Source organism: Legionella gratiana (assembly GCF_001467695.1).
GTDB lineage: Bacteria > Pseudomonadota > Gammaproteobacteria > Legionellales > Legionellaceae > Legionella > Legionella gratiana.
On record NZ_LNYE01000029.1, the window covers coordinates 637,621 to 662,386 of the forward strand.

Here is a 24,766-nt window from a genome sequence, read left to right on the forward strand (position 1 = left end):
TTTTTTCTTAATTTCCTCAAGGTACATTATGAAAATTAATAATCATATTGAATCATTTTTAACCATGAAAAATTATAGAGATATTGCTGAATTATTAAAAAGTTATGCCAAAGAAACAACTGAAATGGTCATTTCGTCGTCATATAAAACAACTGAATCAGTTAAAAACGTATCTGATTGTACAACAGTTTTAATACATCAATCAGTTAAAGAAACAAGAAAGGTACTTGAAGAGGCCTCAAAAGAGACAAGAGAATTACTTGAGAAAACCTCAAAAGAGACAAGAGAATTACTTGAAAAAGCATGTAATGGGACAGAAAAATATGGTACAAGAAAAATAAATTCAGACAGACGGAGTTTAACTCATGCCTCATCAACTGAGTTTACTCGATCAGAACAGATGCAAAATGAACCTCAACTCCTAACTGATACACTCGAATCATTATTTTCTCTTTTAATCAATAAAATCGACAGTAATAAAGAACAAAAGCAGCATTTGAGGGCTATATTTCTGAAAGTCATTCTTAGTAAGGATATCGCTCTTTTTAATGAGCTTCTACTAAAACTTGAGCTGGATAAATCAAATTTTGAACAGTATGAGAGACTTTTAGATTTACATAAAAAAGCGCCTCTATCTATTCTCAACTCCCCTGTTTTAGCTTATGTGCAAAAAGAACTTGCTAAAGAGAACATAAAATCTTTGATTTCTCTACTATTAAATGTATTTCAGTCCATCCCTGAATTATCAAATGAGAATACCGGTATTTGTCTCAGCATGCGTGAAAAAAAAGAATTATTACCAGCATTACTCGAAAAAACTAAAGCTTCAATTAAAATGTCAGCACTTTCTCAGCTTACAGATTTATCTTTTGACTCCTTATTGCCATCTTTTAGACCTTCTCTTGGTGATAAGAATTACATACCTATGATGTTAACTCACAAAAAATATCTTGAGGTTGTTACTAAGGGTGTCGATCAATCTATGTTCATTACAATGACTATTGGTTATTTAAGTTCAAATAAACTTGCCTCAAAAAATTTCTTACAGAAAGTAGCTGCTGATTATTTATTTGTAAACTATGAAGGTTGTTTAAATGCAATTGAGGCATATTTCCGAGATTTGATCCTACCAAAGGACTTTCCTAAGTACTATGAGAACCATTTTCGTTCTATTTGTAAATATGTTAAAGAAGTTGATTCTCTTAAAAATGATACTCGACGCTTTTTTGAAACACGTCTTGCGCAATACATTAATGGATTAACTCACTCAGAAGAAACATTAAACAGCCAAGATGAACCTTATGAGGGTTTATTTGATGACAGCAAGCTGAAATTAAAAACACTGAACGCAGCCAATAAAATATTAAATTTTTTCCTTGGATCGGAAGGACTTGTAAGTTCCCCCATAGACATGGAAAGAAAAATTAGTATTTTTGCTAATGGATATAAAGATAAAGAAAAATACAATCAAAAAAAGCTTTTGCATTTTATGAAATCTTGCCGTGCATATCAGGGAAGAGACCGCATTCCGAAAGCAAAAGAAACTGGAATTTTAGAAAGAAAATATGAAACATCAGCACAAAAAGTAGGTGCAGATACCTGGAATTCTGCTGGAGGAGTAATGCGTTCCACTTCTGCTACTTTTGTTGATGCGCAACGAAATCCTATGCGTAATATGCTCGTGGATTCCAGTGAGGTTTCACCTAAAAAAGATATAGACCCACCTCAATGGTTTTGGTCTAATAATCGCTTTCGGGCAGCTTATGTAGGTTCGATATCTGGCCATACTTGCCATATAGTATTCATGCTTAATTGCTATATGCAAGAAAACCGACAAGATCCAAATTTAAGCCAGGATATCAATCTATTTTTACTTCAATTGATAGCTGTATATGCAAAACGAGGTTATCATGGCATGCTTGAAGTTATAGATGTTTTACATGATTCATTGATTCAAGAAGTTTTTAAAAAAAATAATGTAACTCTTGATTTATTCAAATACTTCAGTTGTGATCTGGAGGTCGGTGCATTTCTGGAATACGCAATGAATGATACTTCAGTTTATGCTCAGGTTTTAGCAAACAAGCAACATGTGAAATACGAGTTAAGTAGGCTCTTTAATCCAAGCATGATATCTGTAGGAAAAGAAAGCGTCAAATTAGACAACATGGAAGATGACAAAATTATGGACATCATGTTACCCTCCAATAACTAATACTTTAGGATAAAAAATGGTGCTTATATCTCAACTAATAAATAAAGTTATTTTATTAACACCATTCCTTCAAATTTTTTTATCCATTTTTTCTTCGCTAACACCTAACATTAATCTTTTTAATTTAAGAGAAAATAATATGTATGAAAAGACTAGCTTTGATAAAGAAACAGTGAGTCACTATATTAATTCAATTAAATTCTTTAAATATCAATATCCGAAAGAACATTGGGCAATAGATTACACTAAGGCAGGAACATCTATTGCTCACGTGAACGTAAACGCTAAATACAATTACTCAATCATCTTGAATCCAACAGACTGTAGAGGATACAGAATTATAATAAGATATCTGAATGATACTCAATCCGATATTGCTTCAGCATTAAACCGCCCCTACACCGTAGCAGAAGAACGAGGATTAAATGAAGTCACTGCAATGATGGAACGAGTATATGAACATATGGGGCTTATTCCACAATTTTCTCAACTTGGCAACAACTCACAACACTTTGATGAAATAACGCGCGAAACCATCATAGGCAATGAAGAAGAGCCAGGTATGCTCCATCTTCATCTTTGGGGAAGAGGAGACCCTAAACATGAATTTATTCCTGGAGTCCCTTTACGCGGCCCTGAACCAGGATTAATGTTTGATCTGATTGCAAAATCGAAGTCTACGCCAACAAATCAATTTGCGATTAAGTGGGATCCTAAAGAACTGGAAATTGCTTTATCTGCAATTAAAAATGAGCTTAGTTCTTATATAAATTCTGAAGAATTTATACAAGAATTTAGTGACTCATTGGAAGTTTCAATTGATCCCGAATCTTATCCTGTTCCAATGTCAACAATTAGCTCACACTCACAACGCTAAAACAGGAATAAAAAAAACTTAATGATATCACTGATAATCAGAATAATGTTTACCTGAATCATCTAATTAGAACTTGGTAAAATAAAAAATAAAATACACATTCCCATTATTTTGTTGTATGGTTATTCACTGAATATTTATTACTCGGTTGCAATCAATGACCCTATATTTTTTGTTTGGTAAAACTGGCTCAGGAAAAAGTTATATTGGAAGGCTACTCGAACAACTAAACATCATCCATATCGATGGTGATAAACATATCACACCAAGGATGTTAGACTGTTTAATCGAAGATGAACAAATGACTCCAGAAATGATAGATGAGTTTGTCAATGTCTTGATTGATGTTATCAAGACACAAAAAGAAAAAACTCCGAAGCAGGATTTTGTTATCTCACAAGCCATGTATCTCGACAAGCATCGACTTAAGTTACTAAATGCTATACCCGAGCTTAAATTTGTAATGATTAATGTCGCACCAAAACTTCGAGAAAGTTTCATCGCCAGCCGATTTCAAAATAATGAAAGCAAAGTAAGTCCGCAATATGCTAAAGAGATGGATAAATTTTTTGAGAATCCCTCACATGAAATAATACTATTTGAAAACAACCAAGAAGCAGATGAAATTCTTATAGAACAAATTCATGAAAAAATGCCAGCTCTTTTTAACATAGTGGCAAAAGAAGAATTAAACTCATGTAGACAACTGCAATTTAGCTAAATTCAGCCACTTTATGATAATAGGATAATTGACCACAATGCCTATAATCATTACAAGGAATATGCAATGATAAAAAAAATAAGTCTCATCGTATTAGGCTTTATTTTAGTTGCTTGTACACGGAGCAAAGAACCCCAGTATTATCTATTAAATCCTATCGCTATGCCAAATAAACAGACGAATCACTATAATAACTTACGCTTGGGCATTGATGATGTTACCCTTCCTGCCTACCTTGAAAAACCGCAGATAATGATCTCCTCCTCCCCAAATCGGGTCGCATTAGAAGAATACCATCAATGGGCTGGAGCCCTTGATAAAAACATAAAAAGCGTCATTTCAACCAATTTAGCTAGTTTATTACCCGGCGCTATTGTCGAAACTTCTCCTTGGAACGTTAAATTCAAACCAACCTATCAATTACAAATTGATATTGAACAATTCACTATCGATATGCAAGGCAATAGCATATTGCGTGCTGAATTCATTCTTTATCATCAAAATGATATTTTGAAGAAAAAAAACGTTTATTATCGACTAAAAATTTCCAACATCACCATGGAAAATCTTATTGCTAGTATGAACAATAACTTGACGCATTTAACACAAGACATCGCTAAAGTTTTTGCTTCTTACCCAGATAAGTCATGATAGCAAATACTGTCAAAATTACTTAGATTTCTCACGATTTACCTCGGAATAAAGATTCGGGATGTCGCGATAAATAATCAGTTAAATTTTCAAATGAATTTGCAGCTTTTGAAAAATTTGTTAAAGCCTGAGTAAAATAAGCAATAACTGGTACGGTATTTTGATCAAGATTATCTGCTAATTTTTCAATACTATCAGCCATAGCTCTAGTTTGCTCAATTACTCGCGCAATTTCTTTAGATTGTAAAAAATTATTGATAGTATTTAACGTGGTTTTAAAAGAAGCTAAGGCATCAGAAAATGATGTCGCCTTTTTATTTTCTATCGTTGGAAAAATTGGATATGTATTATAAAAATTTTTTTTGGCAGTAAATATTTCTCTAGATTTTGTAGCTGGAATTAGTGCAATTTCTGCATCTCCGGTCAAAAAGTTAGTTTGGGTTACGGTAGCTGCGTAGCCTTTTTTTATTAAAATATCAACAGGATGATATTTTTTTTTATACGTCCTGGCCACATAAAAGTCGACGTAAACAGGTATTTCAACTTCGGTTTTATTTTTATTTTCTGCAATTTCTATGAGCTTTACTTCACCAATTTTGACCCCACGATAAGTTACTTTGGACGTAACCTTTAAACCTGTTAATGAACCTTGAAAAAACATTACATAAGTATCATGCCTTGCTAGTAAGTATTCTTTATATAAAAATTTGGCGGCAAAAAACATCAAACAAAGTGCACCTACAACAAAAATACCCACGAATGTATAATAGCGCTCTTGATGCATAACTATCCTATTCCAATTAATTCCAATAAACCCCTATTAGGGCGAGCCATAAAAAACCCCTCGTCATAATCCGTGAAACCGTTAATCTTAATGAAAGGTTTCTAACAACCATATCATAGTGGTAATACCCTATAGTCAAGCTAACAATGGTACAATACAGTGAGGTTTTTAAAATTGAGTAGACTACGTCATAAAGCGTTATAGCCGTTAGTATACGTATCATAGGTACGTATAGATTAGTGTACAAAAAATATTGGTACGTAACATAAATGCCTATAAAAAATGCAGCGACAGAATACGCATACAACAACCCACCCGCAATATTAATACCAATGAGAACAGGCAATATATGGTTAACAAGTACTTGCTGCGGTAAATTAAAGTCTTCTTCATTTTTCACATTAATTAAATTTAATGCGGATTGTATGCATAACAATACTCCAATGAGAAATGGTACTAAATCATGAGTTAAAATATTCTGTGCAATTAGCCGCCCATCACGTTGCAAATTATACGGGGTCAGAATGCTGTTAACTTTCATTACCATTGAAATACCTAAGACAGTACTGATTAACATTAAGGGGATCGCAAGCCTGGCACCTGAATAATATATTGTTCTTACAATATTAAGCCAGGAGAGACTTAATCGACCAATCAACATATGAACAATGCTGCAATATAAATGCCCCATGAAACGTAAAAATAAAATAAATGAATAAACAAACTCTATAACGTAAGCGCCCAATTTATTGAAAACATACATCATATTGTCCTTTATTAATTAGGATGATCAGGTAAACTTTATCAAAATAACGAGGTTATAGATACGATGCAATTAGAATACTTATATAGATAATTGACATCACGCTATCAATCTCCAGTTCTAACTGAATCTTTTGAAAAATGCATTTTTTAAGCTTGGAGAGCTAAGAAGTTACTCTTTGCTGAAGCGGTATCTCGCCTACGATTGTATATACTTATATACTAAAGAATACGGATGAAAATCTTTTGGAAAAAGAAATGCTAAACATAATGTTAGGTTTTTTACCTTGGATTTTATATTTTATTTTCTTAGGTTATAACCTGCATATTTTGGCTATTAGTGCTGCCTTAGCGGTTACTGTTCTTTTAAGTTTTGATGAATTAAAAAAAGGTTTTATACTCACTTGGGGTACTCTTCTATTTTTTTTATTATTGTTTGGTATAACATTTTTTACTTCTTTTGACTGGCTAACTCTGCACGCTGATTTAATAGCGAGTTATGCCTTAGCAAGTATTGCTGGTTTTTCTTTATTGATTAATAAACCATTTACCTTGCAATATGCACGGAAACAAGTCCCTAAAGAATTTTGGAAAAGCGAAATTTTTATCCGAATCAATCAATGGATTACTGGAGTTTGGACTACTAGCTTTTTGATAAACGCTTTCATTGATAGTTTACAATTCTATACAGCTTTTAATCCTTGGTTTTATCAAACCATTTCCTATCTGCCTATTGTGTGTGCAGTTTGGTTTACACAAACATTTCCTGACTGGTATAAAGAGAAAAAAAGTCGCCAACTCATTGAACAATCCGAATTAGCTCAAAAAAACAATCCCTTTTTACAACAAAACTTTGCTCCGATTACCCAGGAATTAGAAAGATGCAATTTGTCTATTACTGGCGTATTACCCAAAGACTTGCTAGGAATTTATGTACGTAACGGCCCTAATCCCCTCTTTCCACCTTTTAGTTATACCTATCCTTTCGATGGGGATGGGATGCTGCACGCCCTTTATTTTAAAGAGGGTCAAGTTACTTATAAGAATCGTTTCGTTGATACAGCACAATTACAAGTAGAACGACGGCTAGGGAAAGCAATATATGGTGGCGTAGAATTACCCTTCATTCGTGATCAAAAACTGTTAAAACCGACTGATCCTTCACTACCTATTAAAATTGGCCGCTTTATTCATGTTATTCGCCATGCTAATCATTATTTAGCCTTACATGAAGCAACTTCTGCTTATGAAATTGATGCGCAATTAAATACCATTGGGGAGTGGAATCCCACTAATGCTGCTGAAGCCATTGCATTAAATGCCCACACGCGCCGAGATCCCCAAACCGGAGAATTATTTACCATAGCCTATGGCATCCAATCGCTCATTACTTACCATGTGTTTGATAAAGAAGGGAAATTGATAAAACATGGCATCATTAACGTACAACACAATTACATGGTCCATGACTTTGTCATTACTCATCATTATGTCGTTATTTTCCTATGTCCGGTTATTGTCGATTTTATGGCTCAAATGAAAGGCAAACATTTTGCTACTTGGGAACCTCAACTTTCAACTCGAATCGCGGTTTTATCTCGCGCTCATTTAGATAAGGAGATTATTTGGATCAATTCAGAAGCCTTTTTTTGCTTCCACTTTGCTAATGCTTACGAACAGAAACAAAAAATAATTATCGATTATATTCGTTACCCCGACTTTATGATGGCAGATTTAAAACCTGCTTTTTTATATAGAACGACCCTTAATCTACTGCAAAAAACTGCTTACCATCAACAACTTGATGATCGAAATGTTGAATTTCCACGCATTAATGATCATTATACAGGGAATCAACATCGTTATATTTATACCCCTGTTTATTTACCTTCAGCAGCTACTAGCAGTGATATTTATCATGCGTTGATTAAATATGATTTAAATACTAATAGTTCAATTGTGCATGATTTTGGCCAAGACGTTGAAATTAGTGAGGCAGTTTATGTTCCCGCCAATCAATCCAAACAAGAAGATGATGGTTACTTAATGTTATTTACCTATCACAAAACAACTAAGAAGAGCTTATTTGTTATTTTAGATGCACAAAATTTTGCATCTAGCCCGCTTGCGATAATTAAATTACCACAACGTGTCCCTCATGGATTACATGGTTCTTGGTTACCGGGCTCCTGGTAAAGTTAACATTTTAAGAAAAATTTTACTAATTTAGGTAACGTCTCTAAAGTTTTTTATAGTTTTCTTTGTTAAAAAGCAAATATATCCTATATATCTGCATCTTGATTCATTCCATATGAATATTGAAGAGCTTTATCATTGGGTAGCACCCTCAAATTGCATCAGACTATTATGTTGGTAGTAAAGGGATCATTGTAAAAACGCGTGATTCGATTGGGTTCAAGATTGACCTGAAAGAAACAGAAATAAATATGGATATAGAGGAGATTAAACCCTTAAATCATTCATCCTGTTCGATAACGTAGAAGAAACATACTCTACATTTAGTTTTTTGTGAGCTCATTGCCAGTTTGGCCTGGATCGACGAAAACCCAGTATTCCTTTTTGTCATTACCTACTCATATAACGTTAACTCTCTTTTCTTAAACTAATAATAAGAGAATTATGTTAAAAGGCGATTGTATGAATTTGTCTCAGGCACAAATAATTCAAAATATTAATCAATATCTTGAATTGAATAATCTACCTTACGAATTGGATGAAGAGGGTATATGTAATGGCTTAGCTACTGTATATGCTAAATACGTATTGGAGGAAAAGGAAGAGAAATTTATTGAATTACTGGAATATGTTTCAGGAAATAAGGAAACTCCAAAGAATGAAGTGTCACGAATAAATAAATTTTTAATTGATGTGATTCTGAGTTTCATGCCTGAAGAATTTAATAAATCATTGAATCAATCACAGTCTTATTTAATGCAGTTTATAGATAAGAAGCCCTTAAAATCAACCTTTGAATTGGCCCTATTGACTGAAGATGAGAATTGGAACAAGGTAATTGCTGATATTGATTTGCAACGGGATGAAGTGATGTTAGTGTGTAGTAAGAGTCATGCCATTGCTATTTCCAAAAAAAATGAGCAGTACTTTGTTTATGATCCAAATTACATAAATGGCCCCAAATCTTTTACTCATATAAATAATATAGTCAAAGAGTTGCATAAAAATGTATTTCAATGCAAATCTCAAATGTGTTTGCGGATTAATATTCTCTTGAATCCAATAAAAGAGTCGCACAGACGAAAACCTTATCCCAAAGTAGAGGAAATTTACGATAAATATCTAAACAAAAAAGATCCAAGCAAAAGATATTTATTAGAAGAAAGTGAAATAAGTACCATAGAAATGGCTAGTTGCTTTAATAATACTGAAGTGATGAAAAAGTTAATCTCTTTAGAGAAGAATAAAGAGAATATTATCAAAGCAGCCCTTATAGCTGCGAACATGAATAGCACAAAATCATTAACCCCATTGTTGCCTATATTAGATAATCGCCAATTAGGAAAAGTACTCTTTGTAGCATTATTGTGTGGCCGAAAAGATGTTTTCGATCTAATCCTCCAAACCGAAAATGGAACGAAGATTTATAATTTTTTTAGTGAATATGCTTATTTTAGAAGTAAGCTATTAGGCTATGCAGCAGAAGGAGGAAATGTATTACTTCTTCAACAAATTATGGCCTCATTTGAGAAATCAGTAGAAAAAAAGATGTTAGTGAATGATATTCTTACGCTACATAATGGTAATGATGCAATAACACGCGCAATTATTGGTAAAGATCCAGCTTGTTTAAGGCTACTTCTAGAAAAAGTAGATGGAAATGATGAGCTCTCTAATTTAGACAATGAAGCAAAACGGCATTATTTACTCCTTGCAATCGAGTATAATCAACCTCAAATAGTCAAAGTTCTAATCGACAGAATGCCAACTCATTTATTAGACACACTGTCATTGGATCTCACTTTACTTGAAAAAACTAATTTAAGCATCTTAAAAAATCTTAAAGAGAAAGGAATAGTTTTTTCAATGCAAGCCGAAGAAATTGTGGCACGAAAAGAACATCATCCCGTAGGTTTCATGTATTCAATGGGTGTCGTTTCTACTCGATTTGTCGATTATTTCAAGGAATATATCTTGCAAATGGGAAAAAATACTACTTCATTCGATCATGAAAAATTTTTATATTATAAAAAAGCATTCAAATTGGAAAGAAATAAAGCTCAAGTTGATTATGAGGCACTACAAATAACATACAAAGATAGCTCTTACAGAGCTTGAAGATTATCATCAGGAACAATTAGAAAGGCCTTAAGTCAATGGCAATGAGGCTAGGCTGCCATGCATTCTGTAGAATAAAATCAGGCTCAAGATTCAAGAAATGATTGAAATTGCTCTATCCATTCCTTATCCACATAATTTGGCAGCAATGTATTTTCAGTTGTTCTTCCTGTTTTCTCGAAATGATTATATAAATAAGGGCGATAATAAGAGAGATTAGGCACATCTATACCCATTTTCTTTGCTTTTTCATCATTAACGCGCACGCGTAATATGTCTTTAAAATGAGGATTTTTTTCAAACTGAAACATTTCTTCATCGGTCATCACTCCTCCTTGAAAGGAAAGAGTTTGTTTACTTGCTTCTGATAAACGATCAAAATAATCTTTTTTCTTTCCCGCCAAATAGCGCTTGGCTTTTACATGATTGCCTATAAGCAAAGCAATTTTCGCAGAAAAGCCCAGGCTATAGGCTAATTTCGCGCCGATCCATTCATGGTGGACTACGCCTAAATTTGCCATGCTATTTTGTAGGGTATCGGAGGCAAAATGTCCTATGTCATGAAAGAGACAAGCGAGAATGACCTCCTGACTGTGTCCGGCTTGTTCGGCAAAATAGGCACACTGTAATGCATGTTCTAATTGCGAAACCGGCTCACCAATGTAATCCATATCTTGAGCTATATACAAGCATTGGAAAACCCTTTCGATTTGTTGGTCAATATTCATTGTTTTCATCACATGGCTTCACTAATAGGGTTAGCGACATTATAAATAGCAGCACCTGCTGAATAATCTTTATTGGGATCTCGCTCACAATCCGGTGGAAATTTTTCCCTCTTATCTTGATAATAAGCCGCACGTTTTATTCCGCCTTCAGAAAATTTGCTAAAGGTAATAAAAATTGCTCGACGAGGTTCATTACTCTGGTTCGCCTCAGAGTAATGAGGCAAATAGGAGTCAAATAAAATGACATCTCCAGTCTTACATTCAATTGGAGACCATTGAAATGCCTCAGCAATTTCTCTTTTAATAGAACCATCCGCTTCTTGGGGAAGAATTACAGGCTGATTAGCACCTCCTTTAACTACTTGCAAACAGCCGTTTTCTAAAGTGCAATTATCAATTGCCACCATCATCGTGATGTGAAATCGCTGATTAAAACTAATAAAGGCGGGAGCATCTTGATGAGGCTTGAATCCTCCCCCACCAGGAAACTTATAATTAATTTTTTCTTTAAAAATGGCTGCCTGTTCTCCCATTAATGAGGAAATTAAGTTTAAGGTACGTGAACTATTAGCCACTTCATGCATGCCTGAATGATAATCTATAAAATTTTCAACCCGGCAAAGCTGGCGTTCACCTTTAGTATTTTTTTCAAAATATTTCATCCACTTCCCTGGAGTTTCAGGCCAAGAAGTTAATTCATCACACCAGGTTTGCAAATGCTGCTTCAAATCAATACGGAGAAAATCACGCAAAAATACAAATCCTTGCTCTTTCCAAAAGCTATATTGTTCTTCATTTAATTGATAATTCATAATTTTCCCTCTTAATACGTTGATAGCAATCTATTTTCAGAAAAATGATCCGATTGTTCAGTTAGTTTACCTGTTTCCCGCTCCATCCATTTTGTTAGGAACCATCCTAGCAGAAGAGTACTGGCAAGAATTGCTAATGTCAGGTAGATACCTAAGCGAGTTTGAAAAATTGGTAAAAATACAGCTCCCAAAAACGCGCCAAACTTCCCTGTACCCGCAGCTAATCCATGTCCTGTGGCTTTGAATTCAGGATGATAAAGCATTGCGGGCAACAGATAAGTTGAAATCCCTGGCCCAAAATTTATAAAAAAATTGAATACTATGAAACCCGTAAAAATAATACTGGTGCTTGGAAAAAGAAAGCTGATGCTAAGAATTAATAATCCTATAAATGAAAATAAGAAACCAGTTTTCTGCAGTTTAATCAAAGATACTTGATTCACGAAAAAAATAACCGCAAAAGCGCCTAAGGAAACAAAAATATTGACCACTAAGGTATTTTTCAGTACCTCTGTTTGCGCCTCCAGAAAATTGGCCTCGCTCGAAAGATTAAATGCCTGTAGAACATAAGGAGTGAATAAACCTATTCCGTAATAAGATATGTCTAATAAAAGCCAGCAAAGACAAAGACAGACAGTAATTTTTATCAATCTGGGAGAAAATATAAATTGATAATGAGCGAGAAGCACACGTCTGGAACGTGGTTTTAACTTTTTATGGACTTCCCACACAAAACTTTCTGGCAACTTCGCTCGAAACAGTAATCCTATTATCGCAGGTATTGCTCCCGATGCGAATATCCACCGCCATACGTCGAGCTGAGGATGGAGTTTGAATAAAAGCCAGGCAATAAGTACACCTACTGGGGATGCCAGACAATTGATAAACATAGCAGCTGCAATAAATTTGCTGCTTTTATTCGGTGGAATCATTTCAGCCAAATAGGCGGCACAAATAGGGTAATCAGCACCAACGCCGAAACCCAGTAAAAATCGAAAAATACAAAGAGAAGTTATATTCCAAGCAAATGCGGAACAAAGAGCAATCACCACAAAAAATATAAGATTGATGATCAGCATGCTTTTCCTTCCCACCATGTCTGCTATTCGCCCAATAATGATAGCGCCAAACACTGCACCAAGAGGTGCTGCAGCCTGAGTGAGGCCTATCATCAGTGAGGAAGGATGATATAAAGCATTAATGAAAGGTTCCGCTACAGAGGTAATATATAAATCATAACCATCAATGAACAAACCCAACGCACAGACTATCCAGACATGCATAGTCAAGCCTTTATTATTTTCGTCCATGAAAATCTCTTTAAAAAAGGTAATTTGCTACTTTATTGAAGTAACTTCTCAATAAATCCGAGCAAATTGCTTTCTGATACGGTTTTGCCAAGACTTATTGAGAAGTTATTTATTGAATCATTAAGCAAATGATTTTTAACATAATTACCACCTAAAAACAAACAAATACGATTGCCTGTTTCTCAAGCAAAAAATCCAATTTTATAGGTGTGAATTATTCAATTCACTCTCCTTTTTAAGTTATAAATACTATTTTATAAGTAGCGAGGGAGTGTCTCAATTTTCTTGTGTTCTTAGTTCTTTTATCCTGAGTTCCGGTACTATTCGATATACGAATCGCAGTATTTTCAAAAAATAAAAATAGAGGGAATTAATCATTAAATCAACCAGTACATATAAGATTGCGGCTCCGGAAGGTGTAAACCCTATAGATGGGAAATGAGGATGAGCTCCTGTCACTCCATACCAAGACCAGGTATAAAATACGGTGCCCATCAATTCCAAATAGTACACAATCGCAAACATCAGTAAATAAAAAAGCGTATTTTTGCGAAAACGTAAAACGGCCAGGAATGCAAGATAACCAAGAAAACCGGCAACATCTTTGAGCATCAATAACGACAGGAACGCGGCTAGAAAAGCAAATTGAGCCAGACTGTATTTCACCATTGCTTTGTTCCGAATCATACAAGGGCGTTTACTGGTATAGTAAACCGCAGCATAGAGAAGAGCATGACAGAGCGGAATATAGACTGGAATATTTTTTAAGCGATACTCGTAAAGCGCTAGAATCAAGGAGCCAAAAATTTCGCCACACAAACCGCATAAAGTCATTAATAAAATCAGCCAATACAACTTTCCTCGAGTAAAAAGAAGGAAGAGGCTATAAGTGACGATACTGAGTAAATTGCAGATATCTTGCCCATGGTTAATGTATTGAGCTGCCCAAGGACTGTCAATTAATAAAAACATAGGAAGGCCAAACAATACAAAATTGACCAGCCTATACATTATTTGATCCGAATGAATAGTGCTATTTACCGACATATCCTATGTTTGTTAATAAAGAATGGTTCCTATGATAACGTAGCTTCTATTGTGAAAGCATTATAAAATATATTTTTTTAAAGGAAGTTTTTGATGAGCAAGGAAAAAAAAATTCTGTTATTAAAGAACTGGATTGAACAACTTGTTCGTAATCCTAATCTCTATGTTGCCCTAGTAGTTAGCGCACTTCTTGGGGGCATTAGCGGAGGAATCATTGGTTTTGTCTCCGGTGGATTCATTGGTCAGTCATTCTCACTTTGCAACAGCTGCAGTGGCTGTGTTTTGAATCTTAATCCCGTAATTATGGTTGGGGCGCTGTTGGGATTAATTGCTGGCATACTCTTGGGAGGAGGCATTACTATCGCTATAACTTTGTTTAAAATTTATAAGAAAACTAAAAATTATCCAGTATTATCATCAGATAATATTGCACAAGTGTTATCTGCATCTTTCTGGATAAATCTAGAAATTATCATCGGAATGGGTTTGGGAGCTATTATTGGTAGCTTAAAATCCAGGGGAATAGGTACTCTAACAGGGGCAGCTCTCGGTTTATTGATTATTTGGATGACCTCAACATTTAATCCTTCTAAAAAAGCGAAGAAGACCGTGAAAAACTGATTTCATTTTTATAATTGCGTAATCTTATGAACGTTTCTTATAAATATCTTGAATAGGATACTTTTGAAGTCGATGCCGTTTAAATTTCGCACATACTTTTCAAACATTAAGCACACGTAGCAACAATTGCTACGTGTGCTTTATTTTAACCAGAGACATCTGGCATCCGTTCAGATGAACACATACAGCGTGTCACTTAGCGCATCGTCATTACTCTATGAGCAACAGAAGTCGGTTCAGCAATTGCATAAAAAAGTGTGCCTCCAAAGAAATCCTCCAAATCTTGTTCTGAAAGTGAACCACCACACAAGTTCATTACGTTAGTGAACGCTACAATCTGGAGCGGTCTCAAAAGCGCTACAAATAATTTACCTAAGCCAGTTGTGGGGTGTCGTTTTCCTATCTCATCCACTAAAGTAACGATATCCTCTTCTTCAAGCTTATCACGCCCATTCAGGATTCTTTTTATCATATTTTTTACAAATTTATCATGGGCATTATTGTTAAATTTAGCCGGGTTCTGATTAAAAAGGGCAGTATGAGAGATAGGATGGGTTAAATCATGAACCTTTTCGATAGGTGGTTCTAATTTTTGGGTGCCTATGATACCTCCACCAATAACAAGGAAAGTATTTAAATAAGCAGAAAGAGTACCAAATCCTAAATCCTTAAATCCTTGCATGACATTCAAAAAGTTTAATTTTGAAGTATTCTCAGAGTCAAAAAAACTAACATGACGCATTAGGCCTGTCCTTTGATCTAATTTCTCTTTGAAATAAGTTTGAATAGCTTCTCGATATTCTTCTGGATGGATTTTTGCTTGCTTATTCAAATATTTTGCTAAATTCTCTTCTGATTTCATATTTTTCAGAGCAATACGAAAAATGTCGGGCAAAAATTTAGATTGTTTTTGCAAAGAAAATGATTCATCTGAACGTTGCTTTTTAACTGGAACACCAAAAAAGCTTAAAATGCCTGACATATTTATTCTCCTTCTATATAACTTTTGTTTCTCATTAATTCGATATTTATTTAAATTCATCAAAATGACTATTCAGATAACATAACATAAACTCTATGAGATTATCTACAATTCAAATCAAAAGGAAAAAGTAATCTATACTTAAAGATGAAATCAGCCAGTATAAGATGGATAACATGAAACAAACAGGGATGGTGCTACAAGGAGGAGGCGCACTAGGAGCTTATGAATTCGGTGCCTTAAAACGTCTTTATGAGAATCCTCAATTCTCACTAGATATTGTTTCAGGTGTTTCTATAGGTGCTATTAATGCAGTTACTCTAGTTGGAGCTAAAGATGAGCCTATAGCTACCCTAGAAGCAATATGGGAAGAATTTACTCTTTTTTCTCCCTTTCTGAATGATAAATTGGCTTCTTATTTGGCCTTATTTGGTAATCCATCCTTTTTTTATCCACGCTCTGATTATTGGAATTTAGCGGACTGGACTAGTTTTTATTTCACTAAACCTTTGCAACAATTATTAGAAAAGTATATTGACTTTAAAAAAGTAAATAATACCTCCATACGCTTAATTCTTACTGCAACAGATATTGCAACAGGAAAGGTGAAAACGTTTACGAATCAAGGTAATGATCGAACAGAAATTACGCCTTTGCATGTTTTAGCAAGCGGCAGCTTACCTCCTGGTTTTCCTATGACCCTAATAAAAAATACCCATTACTGGGATGGAGGTTTATTTGAAAATACACCACTCTCTCCTGTTTTAGAATGTCTTGATCCAAATCCTGCTGTAGAAAAGCAAATTATTGTCATTAATCTGTTCCCTAGCCAAGGCAAAATACCTACCAATATGATTGATGTTTTTGACAGGATTTTTGAAATTCAGTTTGCCAATAAAATCAGATTTAATAAAGAATTAACGGAAAAAATTAATGAATACATAGAAGTAATCAACGAAATTGAAAAAATAATACCTACAAATAGCTCTATCAAGCAGATGCCAGGATATCAGCGTCTAATAAATTACAAGTATATTGAAAATATTCTTTATATTGAAAATAAAGATCCAGAAAACGTAAACGCACCTTTTGACTTTTCTTCCAATACCATCAGAAAGAGAATAGCTGCTGGTTATCGAGATGCAGAAAAAGCATTAATATCGATTAATTAACGTGAATTCGAATAAATAACATAGACCATAGAAATGTGCTTTTTCTAGGACTATAAAGTCAGAATTATTGACGCACCAAAATCTCCTCCATTCGAAAAGGTTCCCAATGCTACACGATCACCTGCACGTAATCGCTTTATTTCTAAGGCATCAGCCAGGGTAACGGAGATTGAACCTGAAAACAGATTTCCGTATTTTTTCAGAGTATCATGCGCCTGCTTATCTTCAATACCTATTCGTTCCCTCCAGGAGCGAATAAAAAACTCATTAGGCTGATGCGTGATGAAACAATCCACTTCATTAATCGCCAGGCTCGCTTGTTTCAAAGCTTCTGCAATCATATTGGGAACAATACTCAGTGCGTTGCTTCTGATTTGATCCAGCAACTCTTTGGTAAAATTAACTGTAATAGGCCCGCAACCGCGTTCCCAATAATTGTAAAAAACACCCCCCACCATATCCGGCTCAAAACGCATTAATCCGTAATTTTGACCAAAAGAGCGTTCGCATACTGCCAAAATCGAATCCCTATTATCAAGCCGCATTAAAGCAGCGGTAGCTCCATCACCCAATACAAAGGAGCGCGGAGACTTTTGAAACTCGGGTAAACGCGAAATAAAATTGGTCACCGTAAGAACAGCCACATTGCGTGCCTGTCCGGATTTTATGTAAGACGCCGCTGTGCGTAGTCCTGTTATAAACGAACAGCAACTGGTATCAATATGAATAAAACTGGCCTGTTTTGCGCCGGTCCGAAATTGTACCGTGGAAGCAATACCTGGCCAGAAACTGTCATTAAAGATGCAGCTAATAAGTATCAAATCCAGCTTATCGGCCGCTAATCCAGTTTCGTGCAATAATTTTTTTAAAACACATTCCCCCAGATCAGCAGAACTGTAATCGGGGCTAGCAAAACGCCGTTCCTCAACCCCTTTAAAAAACGGGTTATCAATCAGGGCATCCTGTTCCGGCGAGAGAACACCTTCGTTTATCAACTGCTGCATCAATTGTGCGTTATTAATTATTCGCTCTGGCATGTAATGGACAACATGTACCAATCTGGCTTTTTTCATGTTTTGATGCTCCTGAAGCGTTGTAAAAATGGTACAAAAGGTGGAATTTCATGATAATCAAGATTAATCGATAACAATGCCGGTAAACGATAATCAGCCAGATCCAGTAAATGTCGGCGTAAATCACTTCGAGAATTAACATCGTGACTGTAAAATCCAGGAAACATATGCGCCATCCCAGTGCCATATTGACTTTTTTCAAATACATTGGCTTCGGTTTTTCCGCTTAAGTACAAGCGATCCCGGTCATAGCACATCGCATGGGCGTTGTTGTTAAACACGATGAAACGTATAGGCAAGCCATACTGAATGGCGGTGTGTATTTCCATACCATGCATCAGTAAGGCTCCATCACCCAGAACACACCACGTACGTTGCCCGCTTTTCAAGCAACTACCAATGCTCGCACCCAATGCATAACCCATCCCCCCCATGCCCAGAGCGATCGCGAAAAAAGACGCGCCTTTCAAATAATGAATGGCCGCTCCACCTGTATTTCCTGCATCAGCAAATACAATATCCTCATGATGAATTGCTTGATTAAGTAATGAAAAAACCGATTCAAAACACAGTTCACAGCTTTCAATTGAATCAAAATAATTGGTTTTTTCATAAATAAGGCCAGAGTTCGTCACCATTAGGCTGTCACTAACGGGTAATTGCTCTGTTAATGTTTGCAAATTAGTTTTCAATCCACCACTCAAAATATGGACATACTGTCCATTATTGGAGAAGTCATAGCAAGGAGCACTGGTATTCAAGTAAATAATTGTTTTTGAATCCAGATAAGGCTCTAGACCCAGGCGGCTCATTAACTGTAAACGCGTTCCGATAACGATGATCGTTCGGGATACTCGGGCTGCTTCGAGCACTGAATTATGTCCGGCGATACCACTTACACCAACAAATCGTGACGATTCGTTGCTCCAGGCTGATTTTGCCTCTGGAGTGACAGCCACCCGAGCATTCAATCGCTCAACCAATTTACATAGGTCATTCTCTAAGTTCTGACGATGTATTTCTTCACCAACTAAAATCAGCACTGATCCCTTTGACTTGTTACATATCTGTAACAGTGTCTCCAGTAGGGTAGAATCGCAAGTCTCATCACATGCTACGATTGGGATTTGGATTCCTATTTCCGGTTTTTCAGCTAGATGTTGCATTTGTAAATTTTTCGGGATCAGCAAAATAGAGGTACCAAACGGTGGTGTGAGCGCCTGTCTAATAGCTTGCTGCAATTGCTGCGGAAAATCATCCACCGACTGCACCCAGGCAAAATATTTGGATGCCAAAGCCGAAAACAAATCCTCTCCTCGCAAACTGCCGTTCAAGCCACTGGAATCCTGAAACGCCCCTTTACCTTCCAAACTCTGCGGTGGCATCCCTACTATGGCTAATACGGGTTGTTCGGATGCCAGAGACTCGCCAAGAGCAGGAACCAGATTCAAAGCGCCACCTCCGGAAGTACTCATCACCACACCCAAAGAACGAGACACTCGACTGTAACCATCAGCCATACAACCGGCTGAAAACTCATGCTTGGCCAGGATAAAACGTAAAGGCAAATCAAGTCTTGCAATAGAATCTAGAATGTCCTCAATATTAGCGCCACTTACTCCAAACACATGGCTTACTCCGTTTTCATAAAGATAGCGAATCAGATAATCAGCTAGAGTCATCATAAAAAACCTTGATGGGATGCTTTAAAACGAAACTCCAAAATACGTTTCAGATTATTCATCTCAATTTTATGGATGGCATCAAATTGATGCCAAAAATCTCCCACCCAGGATCGATTGGTTTGTTCTTGTCCCTTTTTAATGTAGTCAGGTAAATGGGCTGTTTTTCGATCATAATAAGGGTGCTTACAATTGGTCCAAAGCACCACAGTTCCTGGTTTATTTAGAGTTGGCTTAGCATCAATAAAACGAAAATAATAACGCATCCACAATTCAAGCGCTTGATCCCAAGCACACAAATAATCAACCACTCCTGAATCAGGGTAGGCGCATACTTTAGTATAAACAAAGGTTTGTTTACCTAGGCGCTCTTCCGAACGCCATACACCACCGCCAATGTATTCAAAATTCCTCATGCTGAAGGTCCATTCATTGAGACTTAAAACATTGGAGCAATATTCAAAAGCCATCTCGGGCGGACATTCAATGTACGCACCTAATTGACAAAATTGCCCAAAGATATCCTCGTGGGGGTAAACGTCCAGAGTCATATCCGACATCAAACGGGTGATCGCATCCAGATCATGATTTTCATTAGTAATAAGGCCTGGGATGGTTTTGACATCGATACCACAAGAAAGCAAATCGTTTGTTTTATTGTCAGACATGCTTCGCTCCTTAATAATCCACACGGATAATTATAGACCATTAGATGTCGTTTCTTAGCTTCAAGCAGCATTCCAATGCATTTGTACAAAAACCACTATAAATTCTTGCGCAGTAGGCATCGATTTGATAATTTTTCATCAAAGCTGTTGAATGAGATGGACCTATGAACCCAAGACATGAAGACAATAGTGTTGTTTTAGAAATGCAAGCAATATCACGCGAAACTCATTCAGCATATGAACGAGAGTCGAGTGTCACTTCTTTGCCAAATTATCACACTTTTGAACCAACCGATTTTGCAAATGCCATCCTGTCTAATACTCACTCTTTCACTGCCTTGCTTACCCGTTACCTGCCTTCGCCCTCCTCGTTAACCCGCTATTTCCCTTCTTGGTCAACCTTAGCTTATGGTAGTGCTGCTTTTGTGACTACACTCCCCTTTTTACCCTATGTGTTGACAAAGACTCCTGCTTCACTAGGGGCCGATTGGTGGGCCGGTATGGATCTGAATACTCAATTATATCTGATTGGTTCTGCAGCTATTTTTCTCGCTGTGGGTACGGGAACGCGTTTTAATTATTATCAGCACATGATGGAAAGCTTAAAAAAAATTGCTGGAAGCTTCTGTATCAGTGTCAGCAATTTTTTATCGAACTCCACCATCATGCTGATCTCAACCATTTCCGCCATACCTTCAGGAGCAATGGGATATTATGCTGCCAGCTGGGCCCCACAAGCCTTATCCAGTTTTTCTGCTTTATCCAGTTTTTGCATGACCTCTGCCGTACGCCTGGTCTTCCTACCAAATTTCTTTACCCTGATTAAAAATAAATTTGATGAAGACAGACAATTTCAGAAACAAATCATAGCGCAATTAAGTCTTATTAATAAGCAGCATCCTGATGCATTAACATGGATAGGCCCAGCGGATCAAACCTTTGATGAGGCATTAATTCAAAATAAGTTAGAACAATTTTACCAACAACTGGTAGAGCATCCTGATTTATTAGCACCATTTTGCTCTACTCGTCTTAGTGAATTTATGACTTTTCTAACCACGACAAGTACTGGTGCTTGGTTAAGCGCTGCATTTTTTATATTTTGCAGTCAAGCTGGGTATGATGGTTTCAAACTGATCTGCCAACTCTTGTTAGACAATTGCTCCATAGATGAACTGCATTATGCGGCTAAACTAGCCATTGCCATCATTCCTGGAATCACGGCGGGTATGGTGGCCTTCATGTCAGGATTTGAATTTCCCGATCACGTTGTGGGAAACGCTTTTGCCCACATCAAACAAAAGCCTGTTGATCTGCTCAAAGCATTGTTACTCATCGGCTGTTGCAGCATCACTGCCCTAGGGCTAAAAAATGCAGCTGAAAGTCTTGCAGCACATCCTAATTTATTCAACTTAGCACCGAATGGCACTGATCCGTGGGAGTACCTCTATTATGCATTCTACGTGTATGGAAATTATGGGACAGGAATAGTATTGGATTTAACTGCTTGCACCAAACTATTAGGATTAATCCAAAATATTTATCCGACTTCTGCAGATAATATGGTTACTTGGTTAGAACAAAACTCATTGTCGCATGAAGCCATCAGTGCATTAAAACAGCACGGATTTTTCAATCATAGAGAGGGAGTATCTCCTCCTAGAAATGAACTTACCATCGAACCAACGTTACCCTAGGTTTTAGGATTCATTGCTATGGAAACAATAAGCGGTCACGGGGGATGGTGATCTTGGCCAGAGCGGACAGGTTCAACCTGAGCTCAAACATGACCGCTCTCTGATACGGGCCTGTTACTGGAAACAAAACCGGATTACTCCTATCGATCTACATTGCTATTTATCTAGATCAATTATTACTGGGCAAATTTTGCAAACACTGTCTATATTTAATAATAAAATACAAGTAACAATAGATATGTTTACAAAAGAATTCTTAAATAAATATGCCCAGGAATTACAAACATATAAAAAAGCAACAAAAAACGATGCGGGCATTCCTTCTTATGTACAAGGCATCACCAATAGCTTAAATGAGTTTTTTGACAAACAATCAGAGAATCTTAATGGAGATACTTTTAAAAGAATAGCTGAAGCCTCAAAAAATGGTGGAGACTTATTTACTGACTTAGAAGAAAAATCTGGAAAAAAACGAACTTGGACCACAGTTTTTACAATTGGTGCATTAGCAAAACTCCGTAAAGAAAAAATAATAAAGGATAGCCCCGAACAAGAACATCTAGATAAAATCATTGATGGGTTGAATCAAGGTTGGGTTGAGGGATTTGGCGGTTTATCCCTGAGTGGCATATCAATTAATAAGGAAGTGATGAATAAATTATTAGGTGGCATAGAAGGATGGGTTAAAAGTATGGAGCCTAATAAGCCTAGTCCTGGAGAGTTTTCTAAAACTGTTATCGCAGCGATTACATTAGTCAACCTATTAGAAACGAAGCTCATTGAAAATAAAGCAAGAGTTGAGAATATACTTCCAGATGCATTTACATCTCTAGCTGAAACGAAAAAGGAACTCCTACTAAAAGCACCTCAATTAGCTATTAGTTATCTTGCACAAGATGACCGTTTATTATCTGAGCTTCTTACTCAACAACCCGAAGTTGCTCTAAACCTTTTTAAGGAAAAACCGTCTCTTATTGGCTCTCTATCCCTTATTGCGCGTATACCAGACACTTTTGCTAAATTTTTAGGAAATAATTCAGAATTTGCTTTAGAGTTGCTGAGTAAGAGTACTGATTTAAAAGAGCAACAAAGCTTTATCGTATCTGCTTTATTAAAAAGTAATCCCAAACATATTGAAACCTTATTGAATCATGCAGACTTAGTAAAACAAATAGTACAAGAGGATAGAGAACTAGTTCGATCGATACAAAGTTGGCTCGAATCAGAAGAGGCGCGATCAAAAAATCTGAAAGCTGTAGAAGAACTTATGGCGCCTTTTCAAGTTAAAACAACAGCAGATGTTTTAGCAAAATTAGGAACATCTCATGGTGCGGCTCCTAGCCTTAAATTCGCCTTAGAGAATATACAGCAAAAATATGATGAAGACAGAAAACCGCTACACGAGAAGCAAAAACGTCTCGCAATATTTTCTAAGTTTATAAATCAAAATCCATTAAATGCTGACCGATTTTGGATCAACTATCCTACCGAAGAAAAAATAAACCAGTTATGTGATGATCTTGGTTTAAAACCCGATTCAACGCAACGAGAATTCCTATTAATTCATGTCAGCAGTTCCCTAGGTAGCTATTTAAATAAAACAATTAATCCATGGGGACCACCTAAACTTTCAGATATAGTGCACAGTGAAGAGATAAAAAGCGCTCATAATTTGGTTACAGAAGCACTCCAGCAGTCGCTCAATCCTTTTAAAACTCAACACAGCATAATTCAAAGCTTGGAGGAACAACTGGAGCAACTTGATCCTACTTTAAAAAAAATCTCCCTCGATGAATGGATTGGGAGTCAGCAACAATTTCAGCAATCAATCGAAGCTAGAGATAGTGCTAATCCAATGCAAGAGATTCAGAAACAAGCCCAGGCGTTAACTCAAGCATTAACGTGCTATCAAAAAGAATTAGATAGACTGAATGCTATTGCCTCATCTATAAACAAACTTAAAGAGTCAGGGGTAGATGTTACAGAAATATCACGTTCTTTAGACCAATATGTTGAAGCGGTGTACCAACAAGGCGAAAAGCTCTATGGTGAAAAGCCAGAAAACTACAGTGATTTGAATATAACGCAAAAAATTGCTCATTTAAAGAATAAAATAGAAGAACAGATTAAAGCAACCGATACAATCAAAAACAAATTTAGTTGTCTACATAATGCGGCAATGGCCTATAATCAATTAAGTTATAAAACAGATATTAGTATCATTGACCATGCTAGAAATGTAATTAATAATTCAGGAGGCTTTATTCATTGGATTTTAAATAAATTTAGCTCCAGTTATAGAGAAACATTCCGTGCTCTTAAAGAAACAGTAACGAGCTATGACAAACTTTCAGCGGCTCAGAAAAATGAAAGTGTACTCGAATGCGCCGCAAAAATTCGAGGCATATTACTAACAACACAAAGCAATAACGATAAATTCATTACTATGAAGCAAGCGATACAAAATCTTCAACAACAATGCAGCTCAGCTCCCTTACTAATACACATTGAAGCCCAGCATAATCAAAAAACTTCATCATGAAAGAATAAATTTACATGATTTTTGTCTGCCGCACTTGTAGTGAGCGTTTACCTCGATTAAAGTGCCTCTTAAATGAGTTAAAAAATATGTTGTTTTTTCACTTTATGG

20 protein-coding genes are annotated in these 24,766 nt (G+C 36.1%); 10 read left to right on the plus strand and 10 right to left on the minus strand.

Annotation, left to right across the window (positions count from 1 at the left end; all coding sequences use genetic code 11):
• Positions 1–28 precede the first annotated feature (28 nt).
• From ceg14 to Lgra_RS15835, 4 genes are all read left to right on the plus strand, one after another.
• A complete protein-coding gene (gene ceg14, locus Lgra_RS15820) occupies positions 29–2,215 on the plus strand; it encodes a Dot/Icm T4SS effector Ceg14/sidL (RefSeq protein ID WP_058500119.1) in 2,187 nt (728 codons plus the stop codon).
• Positions 2,216–2,231: 16 nt separating this feature from the next.
• Positions 2,232–3,092, plus strand: coding sequence for a hypothetical protein (locus tag Lgra_RS15825; RefSeq protein WP_058500120.1), 861 nt, complete (start codon positions 2,232–2,234; stop codon positions 3,090–3,092).
• A gap of 157 nt (positions 3,093–3,249) precedes the next feature.
• Positions 3,250–3,813, plus strand: a complete 564-nt coding sequence (locus tag Lgra_RS15830) for a zeta toxin family protein (protein WP_058500121.1) — start codon at positions 3,250–3,252, stop codon at positions 3,811–3,813.
• 66 nt (positions 3,814–3,879) lie between these two features.
• Complete coding sequence (locus tag Lgra_RS15835) at positions 3,880–4,464, plus strand: PqiC family protein (RefSeq protein WP_058500122.1); 585 nt, start codon at positions 3,880–3,882, stop codon at positions 4,462–4,464.
• A gap of 31 nt (positions 4,465–4,495) precedes the next feature.
• Here the strand turns inward: Lgra_RS15835 and Lgra_RS15840 are convergent, their stop codons facing one another.
• Together Lgra_RS15840 and Lgra_RS15845 are read right to left on the minus strand one after the other, a co-directional pair.
• Complete coding sequence (locus Lgra_RS15840) at positions 4,496–5,248, minus strand: MlaD family protein (protein WP_238584469.1); 753 nt, start codon at positions 5,246–5,248, stop codon at positions 4,496–4,498.
• A 16-nt stretch (positions 5,249–5,264) separates the two neighbouring features.
• Complete coding sequence (locus Lgra_RS15845) at positions 5,265–6,011, minus strand: hypothetical protein (protein ID WP_058500123.1); 747 nt, start codon at positions 6,009–6,011, stop codon at positions 5,265–5,267.
• 257 nt (positions 6,012–6,268) lie between these two features.
• Here Lgra_RS15845 and Lgra_RS15850 point away from each other — a divergent pair, with 257 nt between their 5' ends.
• Positions 6,269–8,206, plus strand: a complete 1,938-nt coding sequence (locus Lgra_RS15850) for a carotenoid oxygenase family protein (protein ID WP_058500124.1) — start codon at positions 6,269–6,271, stop codon at positions 8,204–8,206.
• Between the two features lie 462 nt (positions 8,207–8,668).
• A complete protein-coding gene (locus Lgra_RS15855; protein ID WP_162264330.1) occupies positions 8,669–10,324 on the plus strand; it encodes a YopT-type cysteine protease domain-containing protein in 1,656 nt (551 codons plus the stop codon).
• A gap of 86 nt (positions 10,325–10,410) precedes the next feature.
• On the opposite strand, the gene Lgra_RS15860 is transcribed toward Lgra_RS15855, so the two are convergent.
• The 4 genes from Lgra_RS15860 to Lgra_RS15875 all read right to left on the minus strand — a co-directional run bounded on the left by Lgra_RS15860 (position 10,411) and on the right by Lgra_RS15875 (position 14,185).
• Positions 10,411–11,061, minus strand: coding sequence for an HD domain-containing protein (locus Lgra_RS15860; RefSeq protein WP_065231764.1), 651 nt, complete (start codon positions 11,059–11,061; stop codon positions 10,411–10,413).
• Positions 11,061–11,864: a phytanoyl-CoA dioxygenase family protein gene (locus tag Lgra_RS15865; RefSeq protein WP_058500126.1), complete on the minus strand. Its 804-nt coding sequence runs from the start codon at positions 11,862–11,864 to the stop codon at positions 11,061–11,063. The genes Lgra_RS15860 and Lgra_RS15865 overlap by 1 nt, the downstream gene beginning before the upstream one ends.
• Positions 11,865–11,875: 11 nt before the next feature.
• Entirely contained in the window at positions 11,876–13,174 is a 1,299-nt protein-coding gene (locus Lgra_RS15870) for an MFS transporter (protein ID WP_058500127.1), read from the minus strand.
• 276 nt (positions 13,175–13,450) lie between these two features.
• Entirely contained in the window at positions 13,451–14,185 is a 735-nt protein-coding gene (locus tag Lgra_RS15875) for a hypothetical protein (protein ID WP_058500128.1), read from the minus strand.
• A 129-nt stretch (positions 14,186–14,314) separates the two neighbouring features.
• Here Lgra_RS15875 and Lgra_RS15880 point away from each other — a divergent pair, with 129 nt between their 5' ends.
• Positions 14,315–14,842 carry a hypothetical protein gene (locus Lgra_RS15880; RefSeq protein WP_058500129.1) on the plus strand — a complete coding sequence of 176 codons (528 nt, stop codon included), beginning with the start codon at positions 14,315–14,317 and terminating at the stop codon, positions 14,840–14,842.
• Between the two features lie 196 nt (positions 14,843–15,038).
• Here the strand turns inward: Lgra_RS15880 and Lgra_RS15885 are convergent, their stop codons facing one another.
• Positions 15,039–15,884: a caleosin family protein gene (locus tag Lgra_RS15885; protein ID WP_238584470.1), complete on the minus strand. Its 846-nt coding sequence runs from the start codon at positions 15,882–15,884 to the stop codon at positions 15,039–15,041.
• Between the two features lie 116 nt (positions 15,885–16,000).
• On the opposite strand from Lgra_RS15885, the gene Lgra_RS15890 reads away from it, so the two are divergent.
• On the plus strand, positions 16,001–16,996 hold the full coding sequence (locus Lgra_RS15890) for a patatin-like phospholipase family protein (RefSeq protein ID WP_058500131.1): 996 nt from the start codon (positions 16,001–16,003) through the stop codon (positions 16,994–16,996).
• 50 nt (positions 16,997–17,046) lie between these two features.
• On the opposite strand, the gene Lgra_RS15895 is transcribed toward Lgra_RS15890, so the two are convergent.
• The 3 genes from Lgra_RS15895 to Lgra_RS15905 are packed head-to-tail and all read right to left on the minus strand — an operon-like array spanning position 17,047 to position 20,419.
• Positions 17,047–18,069, minus strand: a complete 1,023-nt coding sequence (locus Lgra_RS15895) for a 3-oxoacyl-ACP synthase III family protein (RefSeq protein ID WP_058500132.1) — start codon at positions 18,067–18,069, stop codon at positions 17,047–17,049.
• On the minus strand, positions 18,066–19,754 hold the full coding sequence (locus Lgra_RS15900; protein ID WP_058500133.1) for a thiamine pyrophosphate-binding protein: 1,689 nt from the start codon (positions 19,752–19,754) through the stop codon (positions 18,066–18,068). Before Lgra_RS15900 ends, Lgra_RS15895 begins: the two co-directional genes overlap by 4 nt.
• On the minus strand, positions 19,751–20,419 hold the full coding sequence (locus tag Lgra_RS15905) for a hypothetical protein (RefSeq protein ID WP_058500134.1): 669 nt from the start codon (positions 20,417–20,419) through the stop codon (positions 19,751–19,753). The genes Lgra_RS15900 and Lgra_RS15905 overlap by 4 nt, the downstream gene beginning before the upstream one ends.
• A gap of 164 nt (positions 20,420–20,583) precedes the next feature.
• On the opposite strand from Lgra_RS15905, the gene Lgra_RS18395 reads away from it, so the two are divergent.
• Together Lgra_RS18395 and Lgra_RS15920 are read left to right on the plus strand one after the other, a co-directional pair.
• Positions 20,584–22,116 (plus strand): hypothetical protein, encoded by a 1,533-nt coding sequence (locus Lgra_RS18395; protein ID WP_238584471.1) that lies wholly within the window; start codon positions 20,584–20,586, stop codon positions 22,114–22,116.
• Positions 22,117–22,354: 238 nt separating this feature from the next.
• Positions 22,355–24,658 (plus strand): hypothetical protein, encoded by a 2,304-nt coding sequence (locus tag Lgra_RS15920; protein ID WP_058500135.1) that lies wholly within the window; start codon positions 22,355–22,357, stop codon positions 24,656–24,658.
• Positions 24,659–24,766: the final 108 nt, after the last annotated feature.